The organism is Olsenella sp. An290 (assembly GCF_002159535.1).
Lineage (GTDB): Bacteria > Actinomycetota > Coriobacteriia > Coriobacteriales > Atopobiaceae > Thermophilibacter.
The window spans coordinates 37,454-59,808 of sequence record NZ_NFIU01000010.1 but is presented as its reverse complement, the minus strand read 5'-3'; the positions used below and the strand labels follow the sequence as shown (position 1 = coordinate 59,808).

The window sequence follows — 22,355 nt, the reverse complement described above, 5'->3', positions numbered from 1 at the left end:
CGTCATCTGGTCCGCGTACGGCATGCCGCCGAAGGGGCAGACCTCCCCTACGATGACGACTAACCTATTGACTATATCGTGAAGGGGGTGCTTGAGAGTTTCTGAAAAGGCCCGACGGTCGCTTTGCCTCCGCCAGCGACGGTGAATAAACCGCTGGTAGTAAGCACCAGTGACCACTGCCTGAAAGAATGGCGGGAGGGGGTGGCGCCTAGCGGTTCAGGTGCATGCAGGTCTGCGTGACCCGGGCGACGGGCGTCCCGAGCTCGTCGGTCACCAGGCAGGTGTAGAAGCCGAGCGTGCGGCCGTTCTTCTCGGCGTCCGCGGTGGCGATGAGACGGCTCCCGCGGGCCCCGCTCATGAACTCGATGGAGCTCGAGACCGAGACGGTCACGGACTCGCCCACGTTGGAGGCCACGGCAAAGGCGAGGTCGGCCAGCGTGAAGATGGCGCCGCCCATGACGCCGCCCTTCTCGTTGCGGTGGTCGTCCGTGATGTCGAGCTCGCAGACCGCGTGCCCGCGCGCGGCCTCCATCACGCGGCAGCCCGACCTCGTTGCAAACCGGTCATGGGAGAAGACCTCCCTGACCTCCTCGAGCGAAGCGTCCTCTGCGATCAGAGCCATTCGTCCTCCTTCACCACGATTCCCAAGAGCCTTGCGAGCCCGGCCGCCTGACTCGCGCTCACGAGGGCGCCACGCAGCTCGCGCACGTCACTCGACACCCGGATGCCCGAGATGTCGCAGGTTGAAAGATCGATGCCCGAGAGGCTCGTGCGCGCGACCGTGGCCCGCGAGAGGTCGCAGCGGTCGAGCTCGACGTGGGAGAGCCGGGCGGAGAAGACGTTGGCCTCCGCAAGGCCCGTCGACACGACGCGCAGGCGGTTTGCCGTGGCCTCGGCGAGGTCGGCGTAGCCAAACTGGCCATCCTCCACAAGGACGCCCGTCAGGCGGCTCTTGGAGAAGCTCAGGCCCGGCGCGGAGCACGAGCGAAAGTCCACGCGATTGAGCCACGAGCGCGCAAAGGAGCAGCCCACGAAGCGACAGCCCGAGAAGAGCACGTCGGTGAGGGTCCCGCGGGAGAAGTCCACCCGCTCGAAGGCGCACCCGTGAAAGGCCACGTTCTCGAAGGCGGCGCCACCGGTTGAGACGTCGCTGAGCTCGAGCCCGGAAAACGACGTCCCTGTGACGCGCGCCTCCCCCTCCTCGAGCAGGGCGAGAAGGACCTCGCGGGGGACATGCGCCCCCAGGTTTGGCGTGACCTGGGCGAACCCCTTTGTCCGTCGCGGCAGCGGCACCTACGCCACCTGCACGATCTTGGTGCCGTGCACCTCAGAGACCCCGAGCGCGGCGGCGACGGCCTCGGCGTTCTCCCAGGTGATGCCGCCGCCGGGGAGAATGATGAGGCGCCCGGCCGCGCGGCTCACAAAGGCGCGCAGGCGCCCGAGGTTGTCCGCGATGGGCGTGCCCGCAGGGCCGCCATGCGTGAGAATGCGCTCGACGCCCTGGTCGGCGAGCCAGTCGATGGCCTCGAGCTGGTCCTTTGGGGCGAGGGCGTCAAAGGCCATGTGGAAGGTCACGGCAACGCGGCCCGGGGCCTCCGGGGCGTCCTCGTGGGCCAGGCGCACGAGCTCCGCGGTGAGCTCGCGGTCGAGGCGGCCGTCGCGCAGGCAGCCAAACACCACGCCGGTGACGCCAAGCCGCTTGGCAAGGGCCAGGTCGTCCCGCATCATGGCCGCCTCGGCGGGCGTGTGCTCAAAGCTTCCGCCGCGCGGGCGGACCATGCACATCACGTCCGTGGCGGTCTTCCGGGCGTGGGCAACGGCGGCGCGAATGACGCCGTAGCTGGGGGTGGTGCCGCCAACGGCCAGGTTGTCGCAGAGCTCGATGCGAGCCGCGCCCGCCGCGACGGCCGCCGGCACGAGCTCCATGTTCTCGGCGCAGAACTCACGGGTCAGCATAGCGCGGCCTCCCAGTCGGCCTCGCGAAAGCCCACGAGCACGAAGTCCTCCCCCACCACGAGCGGACGCTTGACGAGCATGCCGTCCTCGGCGAGCAGGGCAAAGGCCTCCTCGTCCGGCATGCCGGCATCAAGGAGGGCCTTGATGCCGCGCTCGCGGTAGAGGCGCCCGCTCGTGTTGAAGAAGCGGCGCACGGGGAGCCCGGAGCGCGCCTGCCAGGAGGCGAGCTCGTCTGCCGTGGGGTTGTCCTCGACGATGTGTCGGTCCGTGTAGGAGACGCCGTGCGCGTCCAGCCACGCCTTCGCGCGCCGGCAGGTGCTGCACTTGGGATACTCGACAAAGAGCACGTCAGCCATGGTGTTTCCTTTCATTGCGTCGTGGGGTCAGTGTAGCACGGGGACCGGACGCGGCTGGGCTCCCTACTCGACGTGTGCGGCGAGCACCCTGCCGATCGCATGGGGCACGCCGACGACCAGCGCGTTGCCCATGCAGAACGCCCGGTGGCCGTCCGTCATGCCCGTGTCGGTCCAGCCGCGCGGGAACCCCTGGAGCTGGTCGAGCTCGTCGGGGACGAGACGGCGGTAGCGACCGTCCCCCGTCTTGATCACGTGCTTGAAGCGCGACGCGCCACGCCCGCCCTCCCCGGTGAGGATCGTGCGAGAAGGACGGTCAAGGGCGTCGGGGAAGGCCATGGAGCCCTCGGAGTAGGTGTAGGCAAAGCCCGTCTTCTTGTTCACGCGCTCCTCGCGCTTGGCGCCCTTGAGGTACTCCCATTGGGGCAGCCGCTCGGGCTCGATGTAGAACTCCTCCGGCACCTGCCCCTCGGGAACGAGCACGTCCCCGAGCGTGCGTCGCGGGCCGTCGTAGCGCTCCGTCACCTTGCAGGTGGCAACGCGCCCGTCCTGCATGACGCCGGCGTCCATGAACGGGGACACCTTGCCTCCCTTGTTGAAATCGCGCGTCGCGATGTAAGGGTCGTCTGGAATCTCGAGCTGACGGACCTCGGAGGCGTCGGGCTCCTCGATCGGGAAGGCCTGCGCCATGAGCCCGCGGGAGAGCTGCACCGCGAGGTCCCACTCCTCCCCCGTGAAGCGGGCAAGGATGTACGTGCGCTTGCGCCGCTGGGGAAAGCCGTACTCGGCGCTGTTCACCACGCGCCACTCGACGGAGTAGCCCAGGTCGTCAAAGCAGGACAAGATGATGGCGAAGTCGCGCCCGCGCTGTGCCGCCGGGCTCTTGAGCAGCCGGTCGACGTTCTCAAGAAGCACGTAACGCGGGCGCTTCAGCTGTAGGAAGCTGTAGATGTCCCACCAGAGGACGCCCTTCTTCCCCTCGATGCCCCCCGCCTGCGAGAGCGGCTTTGCGACCGAGTAGTCCTGGCAGGGAAAGCCGCCGACGACCATGTCGACGTCAGGGATGTCGGTCTCTCCCCGCCGGTACTTCTCGAGAACCACGTGAATGTCCTCGTTCACCACGGAGTCCTCGCCAAAGTGGGCGCGGTAGCACCGCGCGGCAAACTGCTTTGACTCGGTTCCGGGAGGCTCCCACTGGTTGGCCCACACCGTCTGATAGGGGCCCGCCGCGGGGAGCTCCATCTGGGGCTGGGCAGGGTCGTGGTACCCCTCGAGGCCCAGCCTAAATCCGCCGACGCCCGCAAAGAGCTCGGCCACTCTGATGGTCTTCTTTGACGACACGTTTCTCCATTCGCTGTCTGTGTCGCAATGCCAGATCATCATAGCCGATCGACCGGACAAGATCAACGCCCGAGCGCGCGGGCGATCTCGTCCTTGAGGTAGCCCTGGTTCAGCCAGAAGCACTTCTTGACGACGGGCAGCCCGAAGGGCTGGGGTCGGGTGTCGCGCGCGTCGCGGCCGTGCGGCCTCACGTGGCAGCAGCGGTTCTCGCTCGACCTCACCGAGCGCTCCGCATGGCCCGACCTCACGTTTTCCCGCATCTGGTCGTAGCAGCGGCGGGCCTCGGAAAGATCGCGCTCGGGCATCTGCCAGAGACAGAGGTCGGCAAGGCGGTAGGCGCCCTCGTCATCCTCGCGGTAGAGCACGAAGAGATACTTCTGCGTGAGGTACCCAAGAAGGTCGGACTCTTCGAAGTCCCTCTCGGCAAGGCCATAGTAGTCGAAGGCCGGGAAGGACAGCGCCTCCTTGGGTCGCCCGCCCCTTTTGAGACGCAGGGTCTTGGGAACGATCCCCGCCTTGACGAACTCCTCAATCTGGGCGTCCTCGGCCACGCCAAGGATCTTCCTCGTGATGCGGGCGCAGCGGCTCTTGGACCGGGAGACGTCAAAGCGCGCGGCGAGCTCGTCCTCGGTCATGCCAAGGTAGGGGGCAAACCTCTTTCGCAGGAGCTCGAGGAGGTCGAGGTCCTTCTCGCCCTGCGCGCGGGGGATGCGCTCGAGCTCGTCGAGGATGCGACGCTGGACGGCGGTCATGTACGAGGCCTTGAGCGCCCACGCCCGCGGCTTGGCCGGGACGTCGGAGAAGGGCTGGGCGGTTCTCACGGAGGAGTCCCTAGCCTTGGTGCACGCCTCGAGGTAGAGCGTGTCGCTTCCCGAGATGTCCTCGGCATGGCCCGCGCGAACCTTGCCCACGACCGTCTCCCAGTCACGCTTGATCTGCGGGAGGTCTTCCTCGGGAAAGCCCCAGCGGACCACGGACTGGACGACGTAGTCGAGCGGGCTCGCGTCGGGCTCGTAGAGGTACGACACGAGCAGGATGCTTGCGGCCTTCTCCATGAGATGGCTGTGCTCGAAGTTCTCGTTCACAACGCTCATGTAGTTGATCTGCGAGATGACCAGGCGCTCCTTGGCAACCAGCTCGCCCTTGCGGGTGCGCCTGAGCGGGGTCGACTTGAGCTCGAGGCCAGCGCCGTCAAAGTCCGCGGTAGGCCGGCTGTTTGCGGCGAGGCCGAAGTAGGCCTCCTCGAGCGCGTTGCCGAACGCGCCGCGCCGTCGGTGCGGGTCATCGATGGAGTCCATGCCCGTCGCCTCTCGGAGGGTCTTCCCGGTAAGCCGACCCGCGTACTCGAGAATCGAGTCGGGGTCGTTCGCGTCAAAGTCGAGCCATCTTTCGTCCATGCGCGCCACCTCCCTTCCGCCACGCCGATGCCCTGACTTTACCCGATGGGCGTCCGGAAGTTTCGGGGGCGCGCCCACGGGGGCGGGCAGGGCCCCGGCCCGAACGGTCGCGGGAGCGGGCGGGGGCGGGCAGCCCCTTCGGGCTATACTCACCTCAGTCGAGAGGAGCCCTCATGGACCGCAGCGCACACACCGTCAGAAACGTCATCTTTGACATGGGCAACGTGCTCATGACGTTTGACGGGCCCGCCTTTGCCGCGCAGTTCACGGACACGTCGGAGGACGCCGCGCTGCTCCAGCGCGCGCTCTTCGGCTCGACCATGTGGAGCCTGCTCGACTCGGGCACCATCGGTCACGAGACCATGGCGCGCTACGCCCGCGCCCACCTGCCCGAGCGCCTGCACCCCAACCTCGCCGCGTGCATCGCGCGCTGGCCCGAGTGCTCCCGGCCCCTCGAGGAGGTCAACGAGCTCGGCATTCGCCTCAAGCGCGAGGGCTACGGCATCTACGTGCTCACCAACGCCAACACGCGCGTCATGGAGCAACTGGGCCACGCGCCGGTCCTGCCGTTTGTGGACGGCTACCTGGTCTCCGCCCAGGAGCGCCTCATGAAGCCCGACCCCGCAATCTTCCGGCTGCTCTGCGAGCGCTTTGGCCTCACGCCCGCCGAGTGCCTCTTCGTGGACGACAACGCGGACAACTGCGAGGGGGCCCGGGTCGCCGGGCTGCACGCGTTCCACTTCACCGGTGACGTCGCCGCACTCGCAAGGGAGGTCGAGGCCCTGGGCTGACCGGCCGGCCGCCACGGCGCCCGGGGCCAAGCCGCCCCCGGGGACGCGCCACCTTGGGCAGGGCCCTGCCGCTCGGCGAAAGGCCCGCCTTGCCCCTTACGCCAGCGCGACCACAGAAACGCACGCCCAGAGCGCAAGCAGGCCGAGCATGACGCGCAGCCCCACGCCCGTCTCGCGTGCCACGGTGACCCCCGCGAGCGCGGGGACGCGCCGACGGAGCGGCCTTCGGTCGAGCAGCAGGAAGACGCCAACGAGAAACACCGGGGCCAGAAATCCGAGGTAGGAGAAGGCAAGGTACCACGTAGGCCACCGGGCGTTCTCCGGCGTCGGGTTGGCCACCGCCCATAGGCAGCCGGCAACGAGCAGCGCCCCGACAAGCAGCACAACCGCGTTCCAGACCACCCCGACCCACCCCGGCACGCGGCCGAGCAGCACGGAGACGGCGCGCCGCACTCCGCCCAGCCGGGCGCGGGCGGCTCGCGGCTCGCGCGGCCACTCGAGCACGGGCGGGACGGGCGGGGCGGGTCGCTCGCACGGAACCTGCGCGAGCGCCTCGAGAAGCGCCGCCCCAAGCTCCCGCACCGAGGGGAAGCGCTCGGCGGGGTCGAGCCTCGTCGCGCGCGCCATGACCGCGCGGAGCGGCTCGGGCACGCCGGTGCCCGCAAAGCCCTCCTCGCGGTCGCGCGCCGTCGGCTCCCGCCCCGTCAGGCAGAAGAAGAGCAGCATCCCCAGGGCGTAGACGTCGCTCGTCACGCCGGTCTGCCCAAACCCAAACTGCTCGGGCGGGGCGTAGGCGCGCGTGCCAAAGTGCGCGGTGTCCTGCTGGGCCCCCTCCTTGTACGTCCGCGCGATGCCCAGGTCAATGAGGGTGACGCCCGAGGGCCCCACCATCACGTTGCCCGGCTTGAGGTCGCGGTGGATGATGGGCGGGGACAGGCGCTCGTGGAGCTCGCACACGGCATCGCAGAGCTCGGGAAACGCGCGGCGCACCAGGTCCAGGCGCGCCGCGGGCGAGCACAGGCCCCGCACGGCCGTCTCGAGCGTCTCTCCCCCGACGTGCTCCATCACCACGACGAGCCGGTCTCCCTGCCGGGAGCACTCGAGCAGGCGCGGGAGGTGCGGCAGGCGGACCCCGCGGCGCTGCGCTTCGAACAGCTCCTGGTAGGCCCCGCCGATCCCGGCCTCGGTCGCGATGAGCTTGCGCACAAAGGGGCCCAGCTCGGCACCGTTCTCCCCCACAAAGAAGACGCGCTCGGTGGTCTCCAGGCGCCCCTCCTTGAGGGTTGCGTCCACCCGATAGCACGACGCGCGCTCGAGCGCGCTCAGATAGTTTGAGAGCTCATCCTCCATGCGCTCATCCTAGCAAAGAGCTACTCGACGGACCCGCAAAAAAGTGCCCAACACTCGCATGTCGTGCATCCGCCAACTGGCAAAACACACAAAAACGCGCGAGTGTTGGGCGCTTTTCACAACAGTTTTCTAACAGATGGTCTGCTCCCCGAATCGGTAGAGCTCCTCGTTGACCTTCTGGAGCGAGCAGCCGCGGTCCAGGCAGAAGATGATGATCGCGTCACGCCGGTCCTTGCAGTACAGCTCGCTTGCCCCGCCCGCCGTGAGCGCGCGGTTGGTCTCGCGCAGCGAGAGCGCCATCGCAAACGCTATCTGGAGAATCTTGTCCCTGCTCGGGCGGCGCGTGCCCTGGAAGATCTGGTAGCCGAACGTGTCGTTGAGGTTGGCCATCCTCACCACGCGCGAGCGCTCGAGACCCTTCTCGGCCAGCAGCTGCCGAAGGTACTCCGCGAGCGAGGGGCTGTGGGGGTCATGCGCCTCCAGGTAGTCGTCGATGCTCGACGTTGAGAGGAGCTCGTCAAGCAGCTCCTCGGTCAGCGGCTCGCCCATGTGCCTTCCCTTCCCTCTGGGCTCCGACTCAATCCTACCGCTCGGGGCGCTCCGCTACGCAACGGAGAAGGTGGCCTCGGCGAGCAGCGCGTCGTCAAGCGAGAAGAGCTCCTCGACCTCGACGGTGATGTCGGACTCGTCGCTCAGGCTATAGGCGAGCCGCGCCGTGGTGGAGGCGCCGGGCTTGATCTCGGCCATGTAGCCGTTGCCCAGGTCGTCGGTGGTGATGGCTGTCTCAAGCTGGACGCCGTTCTGGAACACCTTGGGCGAGCACGCCACCGCAAACGACGTCGCCTTCTCCGAGTTGTTGGTGAAGGTGTAGTCCACGATCACGGCAGGGGCGCCCTGGTAGTCCGTCGTGAGCGTGGTGCCGTCGATGCTCACCGCATACTCGGACTGCACGGCCTCCGGCTCGGCCTGCGTGGCCTCCGGCTCGGCCTGCCCCGCCTGCTCGGCAGCCGCGTCGTCGGCAGACGAGCTCCCGCACCCCACGAGCGTCATCGGCGTCAGGGCCGCGGCGGCAACGGCGAGCACGACAAGCGCACGGCGCCCGACCATGATCGACTTCTTCATTTTTCATCCAATCTCTCGTTTGAAGCCCAACGAGAGCAGCCTATCAACTCCCCCCAGGCCCTTTCATTAGCTCCCAGCTAATACCCCCTCCCCGAGCCCCGGGCGCGGTATCCTGTGAGGGACATCCCCCACAGAAAGGCAACCATGGCTCAGAAACTCACCGAGCAGGAGCACGCCGCGGTCCTCTCGCTCGCCAAGGTGCTCGGCCGCCGCCTGCCCGCCGCGCAGCGCAGCGTCTCGGGCGGCATCGCCAGCAGGCTCGTCCGCCTCCGCAAGAGCCCCCTCAGCGAGAAGGACGTCGACGCCGTGCTCAGGAAGTACGACGCAGGGGACGAGACCCGTCGCGCCCTCGTCGACCTCGGGGTCCTCACGCCCGTCCCCGACGGGGGCTACGCCCTGAGCGTCAACCCGACCGTCCCCGAGGGCCCCGAGGAGGAGACCCCCGCGGCGAGCGCCCGGCCGCTCGCCCGGCGCGACGCCCGCACGCTCGCCTCGCTCGACACCGTCCGCAAGCAGACTCCCGAGCTGAACGACGTCCGTCGCCGGATCATCGACCTCGACCCGCGCCTCTGGATCAACGGCTGGCTGCTCAGCACCCCGGACGCCTTCCTCCGATACGAGCGCGAGCTCACCGCCCTCGACGGCGCGCTCGCGGGCGGCTCGGCCGTGGGCGACGGCACCCTCAGCCTGCGCGAGCTCTCCTACCAGCTCTTCGGTGACGAGAAGTTCCTCTCGCCCGACTCCGACGGCCGCAAGCTCCTGCACCTCATGGGGCTCTCCGACGCGCTCAGCACGCGCCCGCCGGTCAGGCTCGAGCTCCTCCACCACATCCCCCGCCATCACCGGCACATGCGCATCGTGGTCTCGGAGAACCTCGACCCATGGGTCAACATGCGCGCGGCCCTGTTCCTCGAGGGGCGCAAGCGCCTCTTCGGCGAGCGCGTGCACGGCGTCGTCTTTGGCAACGGCTACATCGTGGACGACCCCCACAAGCTGCCCGACCTCATCGACTCGCTCGGGGCCGAGGAGACGAGTGTGCTCTACTGGGGCGACCTCGACCGCGCGGGCCTCGCCATCCTGGACCGGCTCTCGGTCATGGCGGAGGGCCGCTTCGAGGTGACCCCGTTCGTGGCCGCCTATCGGCTCATGCTCAAGCGTGCGATGCGGCGCTTCCCCGACCCGCTGGAGAACGAGATGACCGACCAGCGGGACGTGCCCGTCCGCGGCCTTGAGCTCCTGGAGCCCCACCTCAAGGAGCGCGAGAGGGACTACCTGCGCGCCGTGCTTGACGCGGCCCGCCTCATCCCCCAGGAGATCCTCACCGTCCACGACCTCTGAGCGCCACGGCCCATCGGGACCGACAAGGTCGACGGGGCGGGCCCCATGAACCAGAGTGGCACATGACAGCCCGCCCCGTCGCCCCTTGCCCGTTATCTGGCCTGGGGGTCCCGCCGGGTCGCTAGAAGTCGGCGTTGCCCACGGTGCGCGGGTGCGGGATGACGTCGCGGATGTTGTCCACGCCGGTGAGGTACATCACCATGCGCTCGAAGCCCAGGCCAAAGCCCGCGTGCTGGCAGCCGCCATAGCGGCGCAGGTCAAGGTAGTACTTGTACTGCTCGGGCTCCATGCCGAGCTCCGCGATGCGGCGCTCGAGCACGTCCAGGCGCTCCTCGCGCTGGGAGCCGCCCACGATCTCGCCGATGCCGGGCACGAGGCAGTCCACGGCGGCCACGGTCTTGCCGTCGTCGTTCAGGCGCATGTAGAAGGCCTTGATCGCGGCCGGGTAGTCCGTCACGAAGGTCGGGCGGCGGAAGTGCTCCTCGGTGAGGTAGCGCTCGTGCTCGGTCTGGAGGTCCGAGCCCCAGTCCACCGGATACTCGAAGACGTGGCCCGCGGCCTGCGCGGCCTTCAGGACCTCAATCGCCTCGGTGTAGCTCACGCGCACAAAGTCCGAGGTGGCCACATGCGTGAGGCGCTCGACGAGGCCCTTGCCCACGAACTTGTTGAAGAACTCCATCTCGTCCGGGCAGTGCTCCATCACATAGGTGATCACGTACTTGAGCATGGCCTCGGCGCAGTCCATGTCACCGGCGAGGTCGCAGAAGGCCATCTCCGGCTCCACCATCCAGAACTCGGCCGCGTGACGGCGCGTGTTGGAGTTCTCGGCGCGGAAGGTGGGGCCAAAGGTGTAGACGTCGCCAAAGGCGAGCGCAAAGTTCTCAGCCTGGAGCTGGCCGGAGACGGTGAGGTTGGCGGAGCAGCCGAAGAAGTCCTGGGACCAGTCGACGGCACCGCTCTCGGTGCGCGGGGGGTTCTCCACGTCGAGCGTGGTCACGCGGAACATCTCGCCCGCGCCCTCGGCGTCGGAGGTGGTGATGATCGGGGTGTTCACGTAGACGAAGCCCCGCTCCTGGAAGAAGCGGTGGATGGCGTAGGCCGCCACGGAGCGCACGCGGAAGACCGCGCGGAAGAGGTTGGTGCGGCTGCGGAGGTGCTGCTGGGTGCGCAGGAACTCGCGAGTCTGGCGCTTCTTCTGCATGGGGTAGTCCGGCGCGGAGGCGCCCTCCACGCGAATCTCGGCCGCCTGGAGCTCGAAGGGCTGCGGGCGCTCGGGCGTGAGCGCAAGCGTGCCCGTGACCACGAGAGAGGCGCCCACGCCCGCCGCCGCGACCTCGTCGTAGTTGGCGAGCTCGTCGCGCTTCATGACAACCTGCAGGTCCTTGAAGCAGGAGCCGTCGTTCAGCATGACGAAGCCGAAGTTCTTCATGTCGCGGACCGAGCGGACCCAGCCGGCCACCGTGACGGTGGTGCCACCGAGCTCGTCCATGTCCGCGAAGAGCCGAGAGATATGGGTGCGTTCCACGTCTTCTCCTTTGCGTTGCGAGGGAGCATTCCTCTCGCGGTCTTTTGCCGGTCTAACTCTACCGCAACGGCCGCGCCCTCGCACGAACTCTGGCGTGCGCGCGAGCGCAGTCGGCTAGAATCATCTCAGACGCACATCGCCCTCGGAAGGAGCCCCATGGAAGCCTACAAGCGCGAGTTCATCGAGTTCATGGTCGAGTCGAACGTCCTCAAGTTCGGCGACTTCACGCTCAAGAGCGGCCGCAAGTCCCCGTTCTTCATGAACGCCGGCGCCTACGTGACGGGTCCCCAGCTCAAGCGCCTGGGCGAGTACTACGCCCGCGCCATCAACGACAACTTTGGCCTGGACTTCGACGTGCTCTTCGGGCCGGCCTACAAGGGCATCCCCCTGGCCGTCACGACCGCCATGGCGCTCCACGAGCTCTTTGGCAAGGAGGTCCGCTACTGCTCCGACCGCAAGGAGGAGAAAGATCACGGCGCGGACAAGGGCGGCTTCCTCGGCGCCGCGCTCGCCGACGGCGACCGCGTGGTCATGATCGAGGACGTCACCACCTCCGGCAAGTCCATCGACGAGACCTACCCCAAGGTGACGGGCGCGGCCAACGTGGAGGTCAAGGGCCTCATCGTCTCGCTGAACCGCATGGAGGTCGGCAAGGGCGGCAAGGTGACCGCCCAGCAGGAGATCCAGGAGAGGTACGGCTTCCCCGTGGCGAGCATCGTCAGCATGGCCGACGTGGTCGAGGCGCTGGACGGCACCGTCATCACGCCCGAGCTCAAGGCCGCCATTGACGCCTACTACGAGCAGTACGGCGTCAGGTAGCGCTCACGGGAGGGCCAACGCCAGGGCGCCCTACCGGCCGCGCAGGCCGGCGGGGCGCCTCATTTTCTGATGGGGCGCGGCCCTGGCGCCCCCTCCCGCAAGTGTTGGGCACTTTTTTCGGGCCTGCTCAAGTACTGCCTCTGCAGTGCCATTTTTCTACCTGCGGCTTTCCGAGCGAAAAATGTTGGGTACTCGCTAAGGCCGCAAAAAAGTACCCAACACTCGCAAGGGGGGTCGCCGAGCACCCCCAGAGCCGCAGGGCGCCTGCCGGCAGGCAGGCTGGCGGCCCCGACAGGGGGCGCCAGCGGGCGCTGGGCCCTAGGCGCCCGCGACGGTGGACGCCCAGACGAAGCCCTCGGGGATCGTGGCGGTGCCGGCGGCGACCTCGGGCGGAATGCGCTCGTCGGACGCCATGAGCTCGGACACCGTGACAAACTGGTAGCCCTCGCCCTGGAGCTGCTCGATGATCTTGGGCAGGGCCTCGAGGTCCTGGTCACGGTTGCCGCCACCATCGTGCATGAGGATGATGCTGCCGTTGAAGGCCCCGCTCGTGCAGTTGTGCACGATGGTGTCCGCGCCGGGGCGCTTCCAGTCGAGGCTGTCGAGGTTCCAGATCACGGACGAGGAGAGGGTGCCGGCCGAGTTGGCCCAGGACTCGGTGTTGAACGAGCCGTAGGGGGGCCTGATCACCGTGGTGGTGCCGCCGCCCGCCGTTGAGATGGCCTCGAACGCCTCTGTGATCTCCGTCTGGAGCGTGGCCGCGTCCACGGCCGTGAGCTGCTGGTGGTTCTGGGTGTGCGAGGCGACCTGCGAGCCCTGGGCCACGATGGCCTGGACGAGGCCCGGGTTTGCCGCCGCGGCAGAGCCGAGGCAGAAAAACGTCGCGTGCACGCCGTACTTGCTGAGGATGTCAAGGTAGCGCTGGGTGTACGAGCTCGGGCCGTCGTCAAAGGTGAGGGCGATGAGCTTGCGGCCGTCGCTCGGCTTGGGGTTGATGCTCTCGATCCTCACGTTCTGGGCCTCCTGGAGGACCTCGCCGGCAACCTCCTCGCCCGAGACCTCGCCAATGCGAAAGACCTGGCGGCCGACCCTGCCGTACTGCGCCACAAAGGTGACCGACCCCACGCCCGCGGGCGGCTCGAGCTGGGGCTGGACCTCGCGCTCCTCCTCGCGGGAGGGCTCGGTCACGTCCTCGCCGTCGCCGATGACGATCTGCTCGTCACCGCGCGCGCGGAAGGACTCCGTGCCCGCGCCGTCAAGCTCCCGGCCGTTGACGGTGGCCGTGAACGCCGTGCCGCCGCCCTCCTCGAGAACGTTTCCGCCCACCGAGACGAGGTTGCCCGGCTTGGGGCCGAGCCCCTTGGCGGCGATGATGTCCGTGAGGGTCGAGTCGATCTTCACGTCGGCGCGCGAGCCGTTGAGGCTCACGCTGACGCTGCGGTTGAACCACAGCCACACGCCGCCGCCCACGATCGCGGCGACGACGAGCAGGCCCACGACGGTGGAGGCGCGCCCGCGGCGACGCGGGCGCTCGGGGTGCGGGGTGGCAAAGTGCCGGGAGGTTGCGTTCCTGTCCATGGTGACATCCGTTCGGACGCTGGGGTCAGATATGGCGCCGGGGGCGCTCCCCTCAAGCCTATCAGCCGGACCGGGCAATGTCCGTGACGGCTCCGTCACTCAACCTCCGGGAAAGCTCCTCGAAACAGCCTAGACCCAGTCCACGAGCTCCGAGACCGGCAGACGCTCGAGGTGCTTGGGCGAAGGGGCGTCCCCCTCGGCGGGATAGCCCAGCGGGAAGAGCGCTATGAGGTCGTAGCCCTCGGTCTCGGGGAAGGCCTCCCGAACGGCGTTGACGTCAAAGTGGCCGACCCACGTGGTCCCAAGGCCAAGGTCGTGCGCCGCAAGCATGAGGTGGGTCCCCGCGATGGAGGCGTCGACGTCGGCAAAGGCGCGCCCGTCGTACTTGCGCACCCAGGAGCGCGCGGGGTCGGCCCCCAGCATGACGATCACGCGGGCGTCAAAGTGAAACCGGGTGCAGGCCGCAAGGCGCGCGACGGCCTCGGGCGTCTCCACGACCCAGGCGTGCCAGGGCTGCCGGTCCACGGCCGTGGGGGCGGCGACGGCGGCCTCGAGGAGCGCGTCGATCTTCTCACGCTCGACGGGTCGCTCGGAGAAGGCACGGCAGGAGTAGCGGTCGTGCGCAAGCTGCAGGAAATCGGTCATAGGGTCTCCCTTCCTGGTCCTGGCTCGAGTATACCGGGCGCGCGACGCGGCGGCGCCGGCGCGCCCGCAGGCGGCAGGGGCGACCCGGGGTCACCGGGCCGCCTCGGGGAGGGGGCTTCGCGCCCGGCCGGGACCGGGAAAGGAGGGAGGAGGGCACGGCCGTTGGGGGCGGCATGCGGCGCGAGGAGCCCCTTGCTGGCAACAGAGTACGGCCCCGGAAAGGCCCGCGGCCAACCTGTCGCAAGCCGCACGTTTTCCGGCACGTTCTGCAGGACGCGCCGCCCAGCCGGACCGCGCTAGAATGGAGGGCCCGCACGCGACCCCTTCCCGAGGAGGGCCCATGTCCGATCAGACCGTCACCGCCGCCGTCGACGAGGGACCCAACGCACCCGGCTCGCTCGGCCGCCTCATCCCCTGGCCGGACGACGAGACCTACCCCAACATCGCCGCCGAGGAGGCGCTCGACCTCTTCCTCGGCTGGGTGGAGTCGCGCGGGATCGAGCTCTGGCCGCACCAGGAGGAGGCGCTGCTGTCCCTTGCCGCCGGCGACCACCTCATCCTGGGCACGCCCACGGGCTCGGGCAAGTCGATGGTGGCCCTGGGCATGTGCTTCATGAGCGTCTGCACGGACCGGCGCGCCTACTACACCGCACCGATCAAGGCGCTGGTGAGCGAGAAGTTCTTTGACCTCGTGGAGCTCTTTGGCCGCGAGAACGTGGGCATGATCACCGGCGACGCCTCCATCAACGCGAGCGCCCCCATCATCTGCTGCACGGCGGAGATCCTTGCCAACGAGGCGCTGCGCGAGGGGGCGGGCGCCGACGTGGGCTGCGTGGCCATGGACGAGTTCCACTTCTACGCGGACCCCGACCGCGGCTGGGCGTGGCAGGTGCCGCTGCTCGCGCTGCCGCGCGCGCAGTTCCTCCTCATGAGCGCCACGCTCGGCGACACCACCGCCATCGCAGAGTCGCTCTCCCGCCACACGGGCGGCCGCACGGTGGACACGATCGCCGACGCACCGCGCCCGGTGCCGCTCTCCTACGAGTTCGTGGACACGGCGCTCGAGGGCACGGTCGAGCTCGCCCTGCGCGCGGGCGAGGCGCCGATCTACGTGGTGCACTTCTCGCAGGACGCGGCCCTCGCGAGCGCGCAGAGCCTGGCCAGCTACGGCGTCTCCACCAAGGAGCAGCGCGAGGCGATCAAGGAGGCCATCAAGGGGACGCGCTTCACCACCACCTTTGGCAAGACGCTCCAGCGCCTGCTCGGCTGCGGCGTGGGCGTGCACCACGCCGGCATGCTGCCGCGCTACCGGCTTCTGGTGGAGAAGCTCGCGCAGCAGGGCCTCCTGCCCGTCATCTGCGGCACGGACACGCTGGGCGTGGGCATCAACGTGCCCATTCACACCGTCGTGCTCACCGCGCTCTCCAAGTTCGACGGGCGGCGGATGCGCCACCTGAACGCCCGTGAGTTCCACCAGATCGTGGGCCGGGCGGGGCGCGCCGGCTTTGACACCGAGGGCCACGTCATCGCCGAGGCCACCGAGTACGACATCGAGAACGCGCGCGCCCTCGCCAAGGCGGGCGGCGACCCCAAGAAGGCCCGCAAGATCAAAACCAAGAAGCCGCCCGAGGGCTTTGTGGGCTGGAACAAGCAGACCTTCGAGCGGCTCATTGCCGCCACCCCGGAGCCGCTGCGCCCGCGCATGAAGGTCACGCACTCGATGGTGCTCGCCGAGGTGGAGCAGGGCGGCGACGCCTGGGCGCGCGTGCACGCGCTCGTGGAGGAGTCCGCCCAGCCCGAGGCCGAGAAGGCCGCGCTCGCCACGCGCGCGGACGAGATCTTTGCCACGCTGCTCGACGCGGGCGTGGTCTGCCGCGAGGAGGGCCCGAGCGGCGACGAGTGGCACACGACCGTGGACCTCCCGGACGACTTTGCGCTCGACCAGCCGCTCTCGCCGTTCCTGCTAGCGGCGCTCGAGCTCCTTGACCCGGAGTCCGAGACCTACGCCCTCGACGTCATCTCCATGGCCGAGGCCACGCTCGAGGACCCGTGGCAGATCCTGCGCGCCCAGCAGCGCGTGGCGCGCGACCGCGCGATGTCCGAGATGAAGGCCGAGGGCATAGACTACGACGAGCGCATGGAGCGCCTGCAGGAGGTCACCTGGCCCAAGCCCCTCGAGGAGCTGCTTGACGCGGCCTTTGCCGAGTACTGCGAGAAGGTCCCCTGGGCGAGCGACTTTGCCCTCTCCCCCAAGTCGGTCCTACGCGACATGGTGGAGACCGCGAGCGACTTCAAGGAGTACGTGGGCCGCTACAACATCGCGCGCTCGGAGGGACTGCTCCTGCGCTACCTCTCCGAGGCGTTCCGCGCCCTCGACCGCACCGTGCCCGTTGACAAGCGAGACGAGCGCCTGCGCGACATCGTCGCCTGGCTGGGCCTTGTGGTGCGCACCGTTGACTCCTCGCTCGTGGACGAGTGGTCCGCCGCCGGCGAGGGCTCCTCGGAGGGGCTCGACGCCGCGCCGCCCGCCGCGGACGAGGTCGTGCGCGACCGGCGCGGCCTCACGCTGCTCGTGCGCAACGCGCTCTTCCTGCGCGTGCGCCTGGCCGCGACGGGGAGCGTGGACGAGCTCGGCAAGCTCGACGCCGAGTGGGGCTGGCGCGCGCCCGTCTGGCAGCGCGCGCTCGACCGCTTCTTCGAGGAGCACGATGAGATCTGGCTGGGAGCGGACGCCCGCAGCGCCGCGTACTTCTCGATAGACGAGAAGGACGAGAAGTCCGCCCACGTCTGGCACGTGCACCAGGTCTTCCGCGACTCCGACGACGACCACGACTTTGGCATCTGGGCGGACGTCGACCTCGACGCCACCCAGGACGAGGGCGCCGTGGTCTTCTCGTCCTACCGCGTCGGCTTTGTGGACGACGAGCCGGGGATGGGCCACCGGCAGGGCTGACGGGCCAGGGCCCAGGCCCCCAGGGGCGGGCCCTTTTTCGGCCCCGCCGGCCCCGTGATGGCGTAGTATGGATAGCTCGTAACCTTGCGCGAACGGCGGGAGGAGACCGATGCCGGAGCAGACGAACGCCCAGCACGACGACCCCATCTTCCAGCAGGAGCAGGCCCACCTCTCCGAGCTCTACGCCAAGCTCCTCGAGATGCGCGACGCCATCGCGGAGGACCTGGAGAGCAACCACGCCGGCGCCAGACAGGACCTCATCGCCATGAGCGAGGAGGTGCGCCTGGACTTTGGCGGCGCGGACGAGACCATCGAGACGCTCGCCGCCATCGAGACGCTCAACTCCGTCATCGACGCCTACAACCAGTACCACGACTTCAACGTGGACAAGCTCCGCCGGCTCCTGCTGCTCCTGCGGCAGCCCTACTTTGCCAAGGTCACGCTCGAGATGCGCCCGGGGCGCCCCCCACGCGACGTCTACATAGGCGCCGCGGGCATGACCGACGAGCGCAGCCGCCCGCTCGTGGTGGACTGGCGCTCCCCCGTCGCCGAGACCTACTACAACCAGCAGATGGGCCCCACGTCCTACGACGTCGACGGCAGGACCCGCACCGTGAACCTCACGCTGCGCCGCCAGTTCGACATCGTGCGCGACCGGCTGAACATGTACTTCGACACCACGGTCGCGATCGAGGACTCGCTTTTGCTCGGCGCCCTCAAGCGCCACCACACCGAGAAGCTCCAGGCCATCACGGCCACCATCCAGCGCGAGCAGAACGAGGTGGTGCGCCACGAGGACGTGCCCGTCCTTCTTGTCAACGGCATCGCGGGCTCGGGGAAGACCTCGGTCCTGCTCCAGCGCATCGCCTACCTGCTCTACCGCGAGCGCAAGACGCTCTCCCCCGACCAGGTCTGGCTCTTCACGCCCAACGACGTCTTCGAGCACTACATCGACACGGTCCTGCCCTCCATGGGCGAGGCCAACCCCAAGACCTTCACCTGGCGCGCGTTCGTCGAGGCGCAGGGCGCCGGCGGGCGCGACCTGGGCCTCTCCACGCCGCCCTCGTCGCTCGTCCGCCTGGGCGAGGCCGTGGCGCAGACGGAGCTCGAGCCGGACGACCTGCGCGAGATTCGCCTTGGCGACGACGTCCTGCTCAAGCTCGGCCAGGTCCAGGGGGCCGTGCAGAAGTTCGCGCAGTTCCCCATCGGCCCGCGCTTCACCGCCCTCGTGAAAGACGAGCTGCACGACCGCCTCGAGCGGCGCTTTGGCCAGCTCTCCCGCAGCGACGAGCTTCAGGAGGAGCTGCTCGGCATGGACGTGGAGCGCCAGGTCGAGATCTTCGGGGAGACCATCTCCCCCGAGGGCGAGGACGAGGTCGCCGAGTACGCGCGGCGCCTCGTCGAGGCGCGCTACGCGGGCGCGCACGACCTCATCGAGCAGCTGGCCTGGCTGCGCTTCGACCGCATCGGCATGCGGCTGCTCGGCCAGGACGCCCTCTCGGCGACGGAGTGGCTCTACCTCAGGCTGCTCTTCACGGGCACGGGCGAGAAGAGCGCCCGCTTCGTCATGGTCGACGAGGTGCAGGACTACAGCGAGGCGCAGCTCATGGTGCTCGCGAGGTTCTTCTCGCGCGCGCACTTCCTGCTTCTGGGCGACGAGCACCAGGCCATCTTCGAGGGGACGGCCTCCTTTGGCCGCATCGCCGAGATCTTCCGCGCGAGCCACGGCAGCGTGGACGAGTGCCGCCTGCTCACGAGCTACCGCTCCTCGCCGGAGATCACGGCCCTCTTCTGCGGCCTGCTCGAGCGCGACGAGCGACTGCGCCTCACCTCCGTGCAGCGGGCCGGCATCGAGCCCACGATCCGCGCGTTTGACGAGAAGGACGCGTACCTCGCGGCCCTTCGCGAGGCCGTGGCGGACCCGGGCGAGGGCCTCACGGCCGTCGTCGCGGAGAGCGACGCGCGCGTGAGCTGGCTTGCCAAGCAGCTCGGCGACAGCGTGACGGTGCTCGGCAAAAGCTCGGCGCTTCCGCGCGAGGGCGTGGTGCTGCTCTCCCTGCGCGTGGCAAAGGGGCTCGAGTTTGACCACGTCATCATCCCCGACGCGCAGGCCGAGGTCTACCCGGACACCCCGCTCGCGCGCCGGCGCCTCTACACCGCGCTCTCGCGCGCGATGCACCGCGTGACCGTGCTCGCCCAGGGGCCGCTCACGCCGATGCTGAACTAGCCGTGGGGCAGCCGTGCAATGGGGACAGTCACTTTTGCACGCTACGATGTAGCGTGCAAAAGTGACTGTCCCCATTGCACGGCTGCCCCCGCTGCACGGCTCGAACGTGCTACGCTGCTGGTGACCGGCTTCATCGGCAGATCGCCGCCATCGCTTGGAGGCCCCATGTTCAGCCCGTTTCGCGATAGGCAGGGCGCGCCCAAGGCGCTCGCGGACGTGGAGTACGCCGACCTCGTGCAGCTCGCGGACTACGAGGAGGGCTTCGCCCTGGAGTTCAAGCAGTCCTTCTCGCCGAGCGTGCGCCGCAAGGTCCCCAAGATCGTGGCCTCGTTTGCCAACTCGCGCGGCGGCTGGCTCGTCATTGGCGTGTCCGACGCCGAGAAGGACGTCTGCCCGGTCCCGCGCCCCAAGGCCGACGTCAGCCAGACGATCGGCGAGCTCTGCCGGCGCCACGTCTCCCCCGCCCCGCGCTTTGACGCGCGCTTCGTGCCGGACCCCGCCGCGCCCGGACAGGGCGTCATCCTCGTGCAGGTCTTCGAGGGGGACTTTCCGCCCTACGTGGCGGACGGCATCGTGGAGATCCGCGAGGGCTCCACGTCCGGGCCCGCCGCCGGCACCGCGCTCGTCGACCTCTACGACAAGGCCACGCGCCGCCGCCTCGAGGTGCGGATGTTCTGCAAGCGGACCGTCCACTACCCCATGGGCGGCGAGGACCTGCCGCTCTTCAACCTCTACCTCTTCCGCATGGGGCGCACGACCGGAGAGTCCTTCTCGCGCGAGCGCGACGGCGAGCACGCGCGCGCCATGGGCGCCGCCTTCACCCAGCAGGGACTCGAGTGCCGCGTCCAGCATGCGCACGACAGCCTCGTCTTTCGCATCCCGGCACGCGACGAGACGGTGGTCCCGCACTCCGCGATCGAGCTCTTCCCTGACGAGTCGATGAAGCTCTCGGTGCCCGCGGTCCTGCTCGGCGGGGACGAGCGGGCCCGCGCCATCGACGTCCTGGCCGCGCGCGCCCTCTTCCCGCCCGCCGCGGACGCCCAGCTCATCGACGCGCCCGCGACCCTCGGCCGCGTGACGCGGATGGCGTCGCTGCTCGACCGCTACGCGCGCGCCCGGGGCATTGGGTGGCGCGAGTACGCCGTGGCCTACGAGCTGGAGAACATGGCGGGCGTTACCCTGTGGTCGGACGACCCGGTCTACCTCTCCTACGCCGAGCGGCACGGCGTGCTCTACTGCGCCACGACCGACTGCCTCTCCCGCGTGCGCTACCTCGACGACGGCGCGCACGACACGTTCCGGGCGCGCCAGTTTGCCGGCAGCCACTTCTTCGAGGCGTGCGGCCTGCCGCTGGGCTCGCCGGACCCGGAGGACAACGAGCTCGTCGACGCCCTCCTCAGGACCTGACAGGCCCCATAAAGATGGCGGGGTAAACTGTCATGAAGCCAAAGCCCCATGGCAGCTTACCCCGTCCGCCCGTCAACCCCGTCACGCTTGCCGGGCTCGGCCCCGCAGGAAAGGCACGCACATGAACAGAGAGCAGCGAAAGGTCGTCGTCACGCTGGGGTTCTGCGGTCTCGTGTCGGCCGCCGACAACTGGTTCGTCTCGCCGGCGCTCCCCGCGATCGCGCAGACGCTCGCCGTGGCGCCGTCCGTCGCCGCCGTGGTGCTGACGGCCTACCTCGTCCCCTATGGCATGCTGCAGCCGGTCTGCGGCGCGCTCGGCGACCGCGTGGGCCGACAGAGGCTGCTGCGCGTCATCGTGCTCGGCCTTGCCGTCAGCACCGTCGTCTGCGCGCTCGCGCCCACGCTCGAGCTGCTTGTGGCCGCGCGCATCCTCACCGGCTGCTTTGCCGCGGGGATCATCTCGGTCTCGCAGGCCCTCGTGGGCGACGTCATGGGACCCGAGGGCCGCGCGGGCGCCGTGAGCCTGCTCATGGGCATCACCTTCACGGGCCAGGGCCTCTCCGCGGGCCTCGGCGGCATCATCACGGACCTCGTGGGGTGGCGCATGGCGTTTGTCTCCTTCGGCGCGCTCGGTCTTCTCGCCTGGCTCGGGCTGCTGCGCCTGCGCGGGGTCGTCGAGCAGCTCCCGGCCGCGGACGAGGCGCGCCTCTCCCCGCTCGGCGCGGCGGGCGCCTTCCTCTCCCAGGCCCTGCGCACCTTCTTTGGGCGCGGACGCGCGGTCTTTCTCACGGCCTGCTCGACGGGCATCGTCTTTCTGGGCGTCTACGGGTTCATGGGCACGTTCCTCTCCGAGCGCTGCGGGCTCGCGCCCACGCCCGCCGGGCTGCTCATGATGTTCTACGGCCTGGCCTGCCTTGCGGGCGGGACGATCTCCGGGCGCATCGGGGCCGCACACGGGCTTGCGCGCGTGATCCAGGTGGGCGAGGCCTCCGGGCTTCTTGCCATCGCGGCGCTCGGGGTCTCCACGCTCACCGGGTCCTGGGTCCCCGCGCTCGTGGCGGCGGCGTGCCTCGGGCTCGGCTACATCCTCGTGCAGCCCACCCTCGTCTCGCTCTCCATGGACGCGGACCCCGCGCGAACCGGCCTCTGCACGGGACTTGTGGGGCTGGGCGTCTTTGCGGGCGGCGGCGTGGGCTCCACCCTCGGGCAGCTCGCCATCGGGGCCGGCGGCTACGCGCTGCTGTGGGCGTGCGCCGCGGTGGTCCTTCTCGCCCAGGCCGTCCTGAGCTCCCGCGCCCTCGCGTCGCGGCAGAGGTGAGCGGGAAGCCGTCGCGGAACTCGCCGGAGCCTGCCGCCGCACCGGCGCGGTGCCCGACGGGCGAGAAGGACGATCCGCGGCGGAATAGCATACATATTTGGGCTCGAAACTGAAAAAACCGGCTTTTTGCGGGCAACTTTGTATGGTAGCGCCCGGCGCCCCGCCCCGCGCCGCCCGCGCCGCGCCGCCCCCGCCGCGCAGCCGGTACAATGTGAGGGCGGAACAGACGAGAAAG

At 69.2% G+C, this 22,355-nt stretch carries 19 protein-coding genes; 7 read left to right on the top strand and 12 right to left on the bottom strand.

The features are described 5' to 3' along the window. Positions 1 to 208 precede the first annotated feature (208 nt). From B5F84_RS06895 to B5F84_RS06870, 6 genes are all read right to left on the bottom strand, one after another. A complete protein-coding gene (locus B5F84_RS06895; RefSeq protein WP_204205525.1) occupies positions 209 to 622 on the bottom strand; it encodes a PaaI family thioesterase in 414 nt (137 codons plus the stop codon). Continuing rightward, entirely contained in the window at positions 613 to 1,293 is a 681-nt protein-coding gene (locus B5F84_RS06890; RefSeq protein ID WP_239378303.1) for a pentapeptide repeat-containing protein, read from the bottom strand. Before B5F84_RS06890 ends, B5F84_RS06895 begins: the two co-directional genes overlap by 10 nt. Next, entirely contained in the window at positions 1,294 to 1,956 is a 663-nt protein-coding gene (locus B5F84_RS06885) for a copper homeostasis protein CutC (RefSeq protein WP_087322154.1), read from the bottom strand. It lies immediately after the preceding gene. Further along, positions 1,950 to 2,312: an arsenate reductase family protein gene (locus tag B5F84_RS06880; RefSeq protein ID WP_087322152.1), complete on the bottom strand. Its 363-nt coding sequence runs from the start codon at positions 2,310 to 2,312 to the stop codon at positions 1,950 to 1,952. Before B5F84_RS06880 ends, B5F84_RS06885 begins: the two co-directional genes overlap by 7 nt. Positions 2,313 to 2,375: 63 nt before the next feature. Next, entirely contained in the window at positions 2,376 to 3,650 is a 1,275-nt protein-coding gene (dcm, locus tag B5F84_RS06875) for a DNA (cytosine-5-)-methyltransferase (RefSeq protein WP_204205524.1), read from the bottom strand. A gap of 62 nt (positions 3,651 to 3,712) precedes the next feature. Continuing rightward, the gene (locus B5F84_RS06870) at positions 3,713 to 5,047 is read right to left on the bottom strand and encodes a Sau3AI family type II restriction endonuclease (RefSeq protein ID WP_087322149.1); all 1,335 of its coding nucleotides are present in this window, start codon (positions 5,045 to 5,047) and stop codon (positions 3,713 to 3,715) included. A gap of 173 nt (positions 5,048 to 5,220) precedes the next feature. Here B5F84_RS06870 and B5F84_RS06865 point away from each other — a divergent pair, with 173 nt between their 5' ends. After that, positions 5,221 to 5,838, top strand: coding sequence for an HAD family phosphatase (locus tag B5F84_RS06865; protein ID WP_087322147.1), 618 nt, complete (start codon positions 5,221 to 5,223; stop codon positions 5,836 to 5,838). Between the two features lie 96 nt (positions 5,839 to 5,934). On the opposite strand, the gene B5F84_RS06860 is transcribed toward B5F84_RS06865, so the two are convergent. The 3 genes from B5F84_RS06860 to B5F84_RS06850 form a co-directional block, all read right to left on the bottom strand. Beyond that, positions 5,935 to 7,188 carry a serine/threonine-protein kinase gene (locus tag B5F84_RS06860; protein ID WP_087322145.1) on the bottom strand — a complete coding sequence of 418 codons (1,254 nt, stop codon included), beginning with the start codon at positions 7,186 to 7,188 and terminating at the stop codon, positions 5,935 to 5,937. 129 nt (positions 7,189 to 7,317) lie between these two features. Continuing rightward, positions 7,318 to 7,737: a helix-turn-helix domain-containing protein gene (locus B5F84_RS06855; RefSeq protein ID WP_087322143.1), complete on the bottom strand. Its 420-nt coding sequence runs from the start codon at positions 7,735 to 7,737 to the stop codon at positions 7,318 to 7,320. Positions 7,738 to 7,791: 54 nt separating this feature from the next. Further along, positions 7,792 to 8,310, bottom strand: a complete 519-nt coding sequence (locus tag B5F84_RS06850; RefSeq protein WP_087322141.1) for a DUF5067 domain-containing protein — start codon at positions 8,308 to 8,310, stop codon at positions 7,792 to 7,794. Positions 8,311 to 8,454: 144 nt separating this feature from the next. Here B5F84_RS06850 and B5F84_RS06845 point away from each other — a divergent pair, with 144 nt between their 5' ends. Next, positions 8,455 to 9,648: a Wadjet anti-phage system protein JetD domain-containing protein gene (locus B5F84_RS06845; protein ID WP_087322139.1), complete on the top strand. Its 1,194-nt coding sequence runs from the start codon at positions 8,455 to 8,457 to the stop codon at positions 9,646 to 9,648. Between the two features lie 121 nt (positions 9,649 to 9,769). Here the strand turns inward: B5F84_RS06845 and asnS are convergent, their stop codons facing one another. Continuing rightward, positions 9,770 to 11,173: an asparagine--tRNA ligase gene (gene asnS, locus B5F84_RS06840; RefSeq protein ID WP_087322137.1), complete on the bottom strand. Its 1,404-nt coding sequence runs from the start codon at positions 11,171 to 11,173 to the stop codon at positions 9,770 to 9,772. Positions 11,174 to 11,329: 156 nt separating this feature from the next. Here asnS and pyrE point away from each other — a divergent pair, with 156 nt between their 5' ends. Then, the gene (gene pyrE / locus B5F84_RS06835; RefSeq protein WP_087322135.1) at positions 11,330 to 11,992 is read left to right on the top strand and encodes an orotate phosphoribosyltransferase; all 663 of its coding nucleotides are present in this window, start codon (positions 11,330 to 11,332) and stop codon (positions 11,990 to 11,992) included. Between the two features lie 318 nt (positions 11,993 to 12,310). Here pyrE and B5F84_RS06830 read toward each other — a convergent pair whose 3' ends face one another. Both B5F84_RS06830 and B5F84_RS06825 read right to left on the bottom strand, forming a co-directional pair. Further along, entirely contained in the window at positions 12,311 to 13,570 is a 1,260-nt protein-coding gene (locus tag B5F84_RS06830; RefSeq protein ID WP_087322133.1) for a polysaccharide deacetylase family protein, read from the bottom strand. Positions 13,571 to 13,699: 129 nt separating this feature from the next. Then, positions 13,700 to 14,215, bottom strand: a complete 516-nt coding sequence (locus B5F84_RS06825; protein ID WP_087322131.1) for a nitroreductase family protein — start codon at positions 14,213 to 14,215, stop codon at positions 13,700 to 13,702. 340 nt (positions 14,216 to 14,555) lie between these two features. Here B5F84_RS06825 and B5F84_RS06820 point away from each other — a divergent pair, with 340 nt between their 5' ends. The 4 genes from B5F84_RS06820 (at position 14,556) to B5F84_RS06805 (ending at position 22,120) form a co-directional block, all read left to right on the top strand. Then, on the top strand, positions 14,556 to 17,168 hold the full coding sequence (locus B5F84_RS06820) for a DEAD/DEAH box helicase (RefSeq protein WP_087322129.1): 2,613 nt from the start codon (positions 14,556 to 14,558) through the stop codon (positions 17,166 to 17,168). 109 nt (positions 17,169 to 17,277) lie between these two features. After that, entirely contained in the window at positions 17,278 to 19,395 is a 2,118-nt protein-coding gene (locus B5F84_RS06815) for a UvrD-helicase domain-containing protein (protein WP_087322127.1), read from the top strand. A 165-nt stretch (positions 19,396 to 19,560) separates the two neighbouring features. Continuing rightward, complete coding sequence (locus tag B5F84_RS06810) at positions 19,561 to 20,802, top strand: ATP-binding protein (protein WP_158094506.1); 1,242 nt, start codon at positions 19,561 to 19,563, stop codon at positions 20,800 to 20,802. A gap of 121 nt (positions 20,803 to 20,923) precedes the next feature. Beyond that, entirely contained in the window at positions 20,924 to 22,120 is a 1,197-nt protein-coding gene (locus tag B5F84_RS06805) for an MFS transporter (protein ID WP_087322123.1), read from the top strand. Positions 22,121 to 22,355 lie beyond the last annotated feature (235 nt).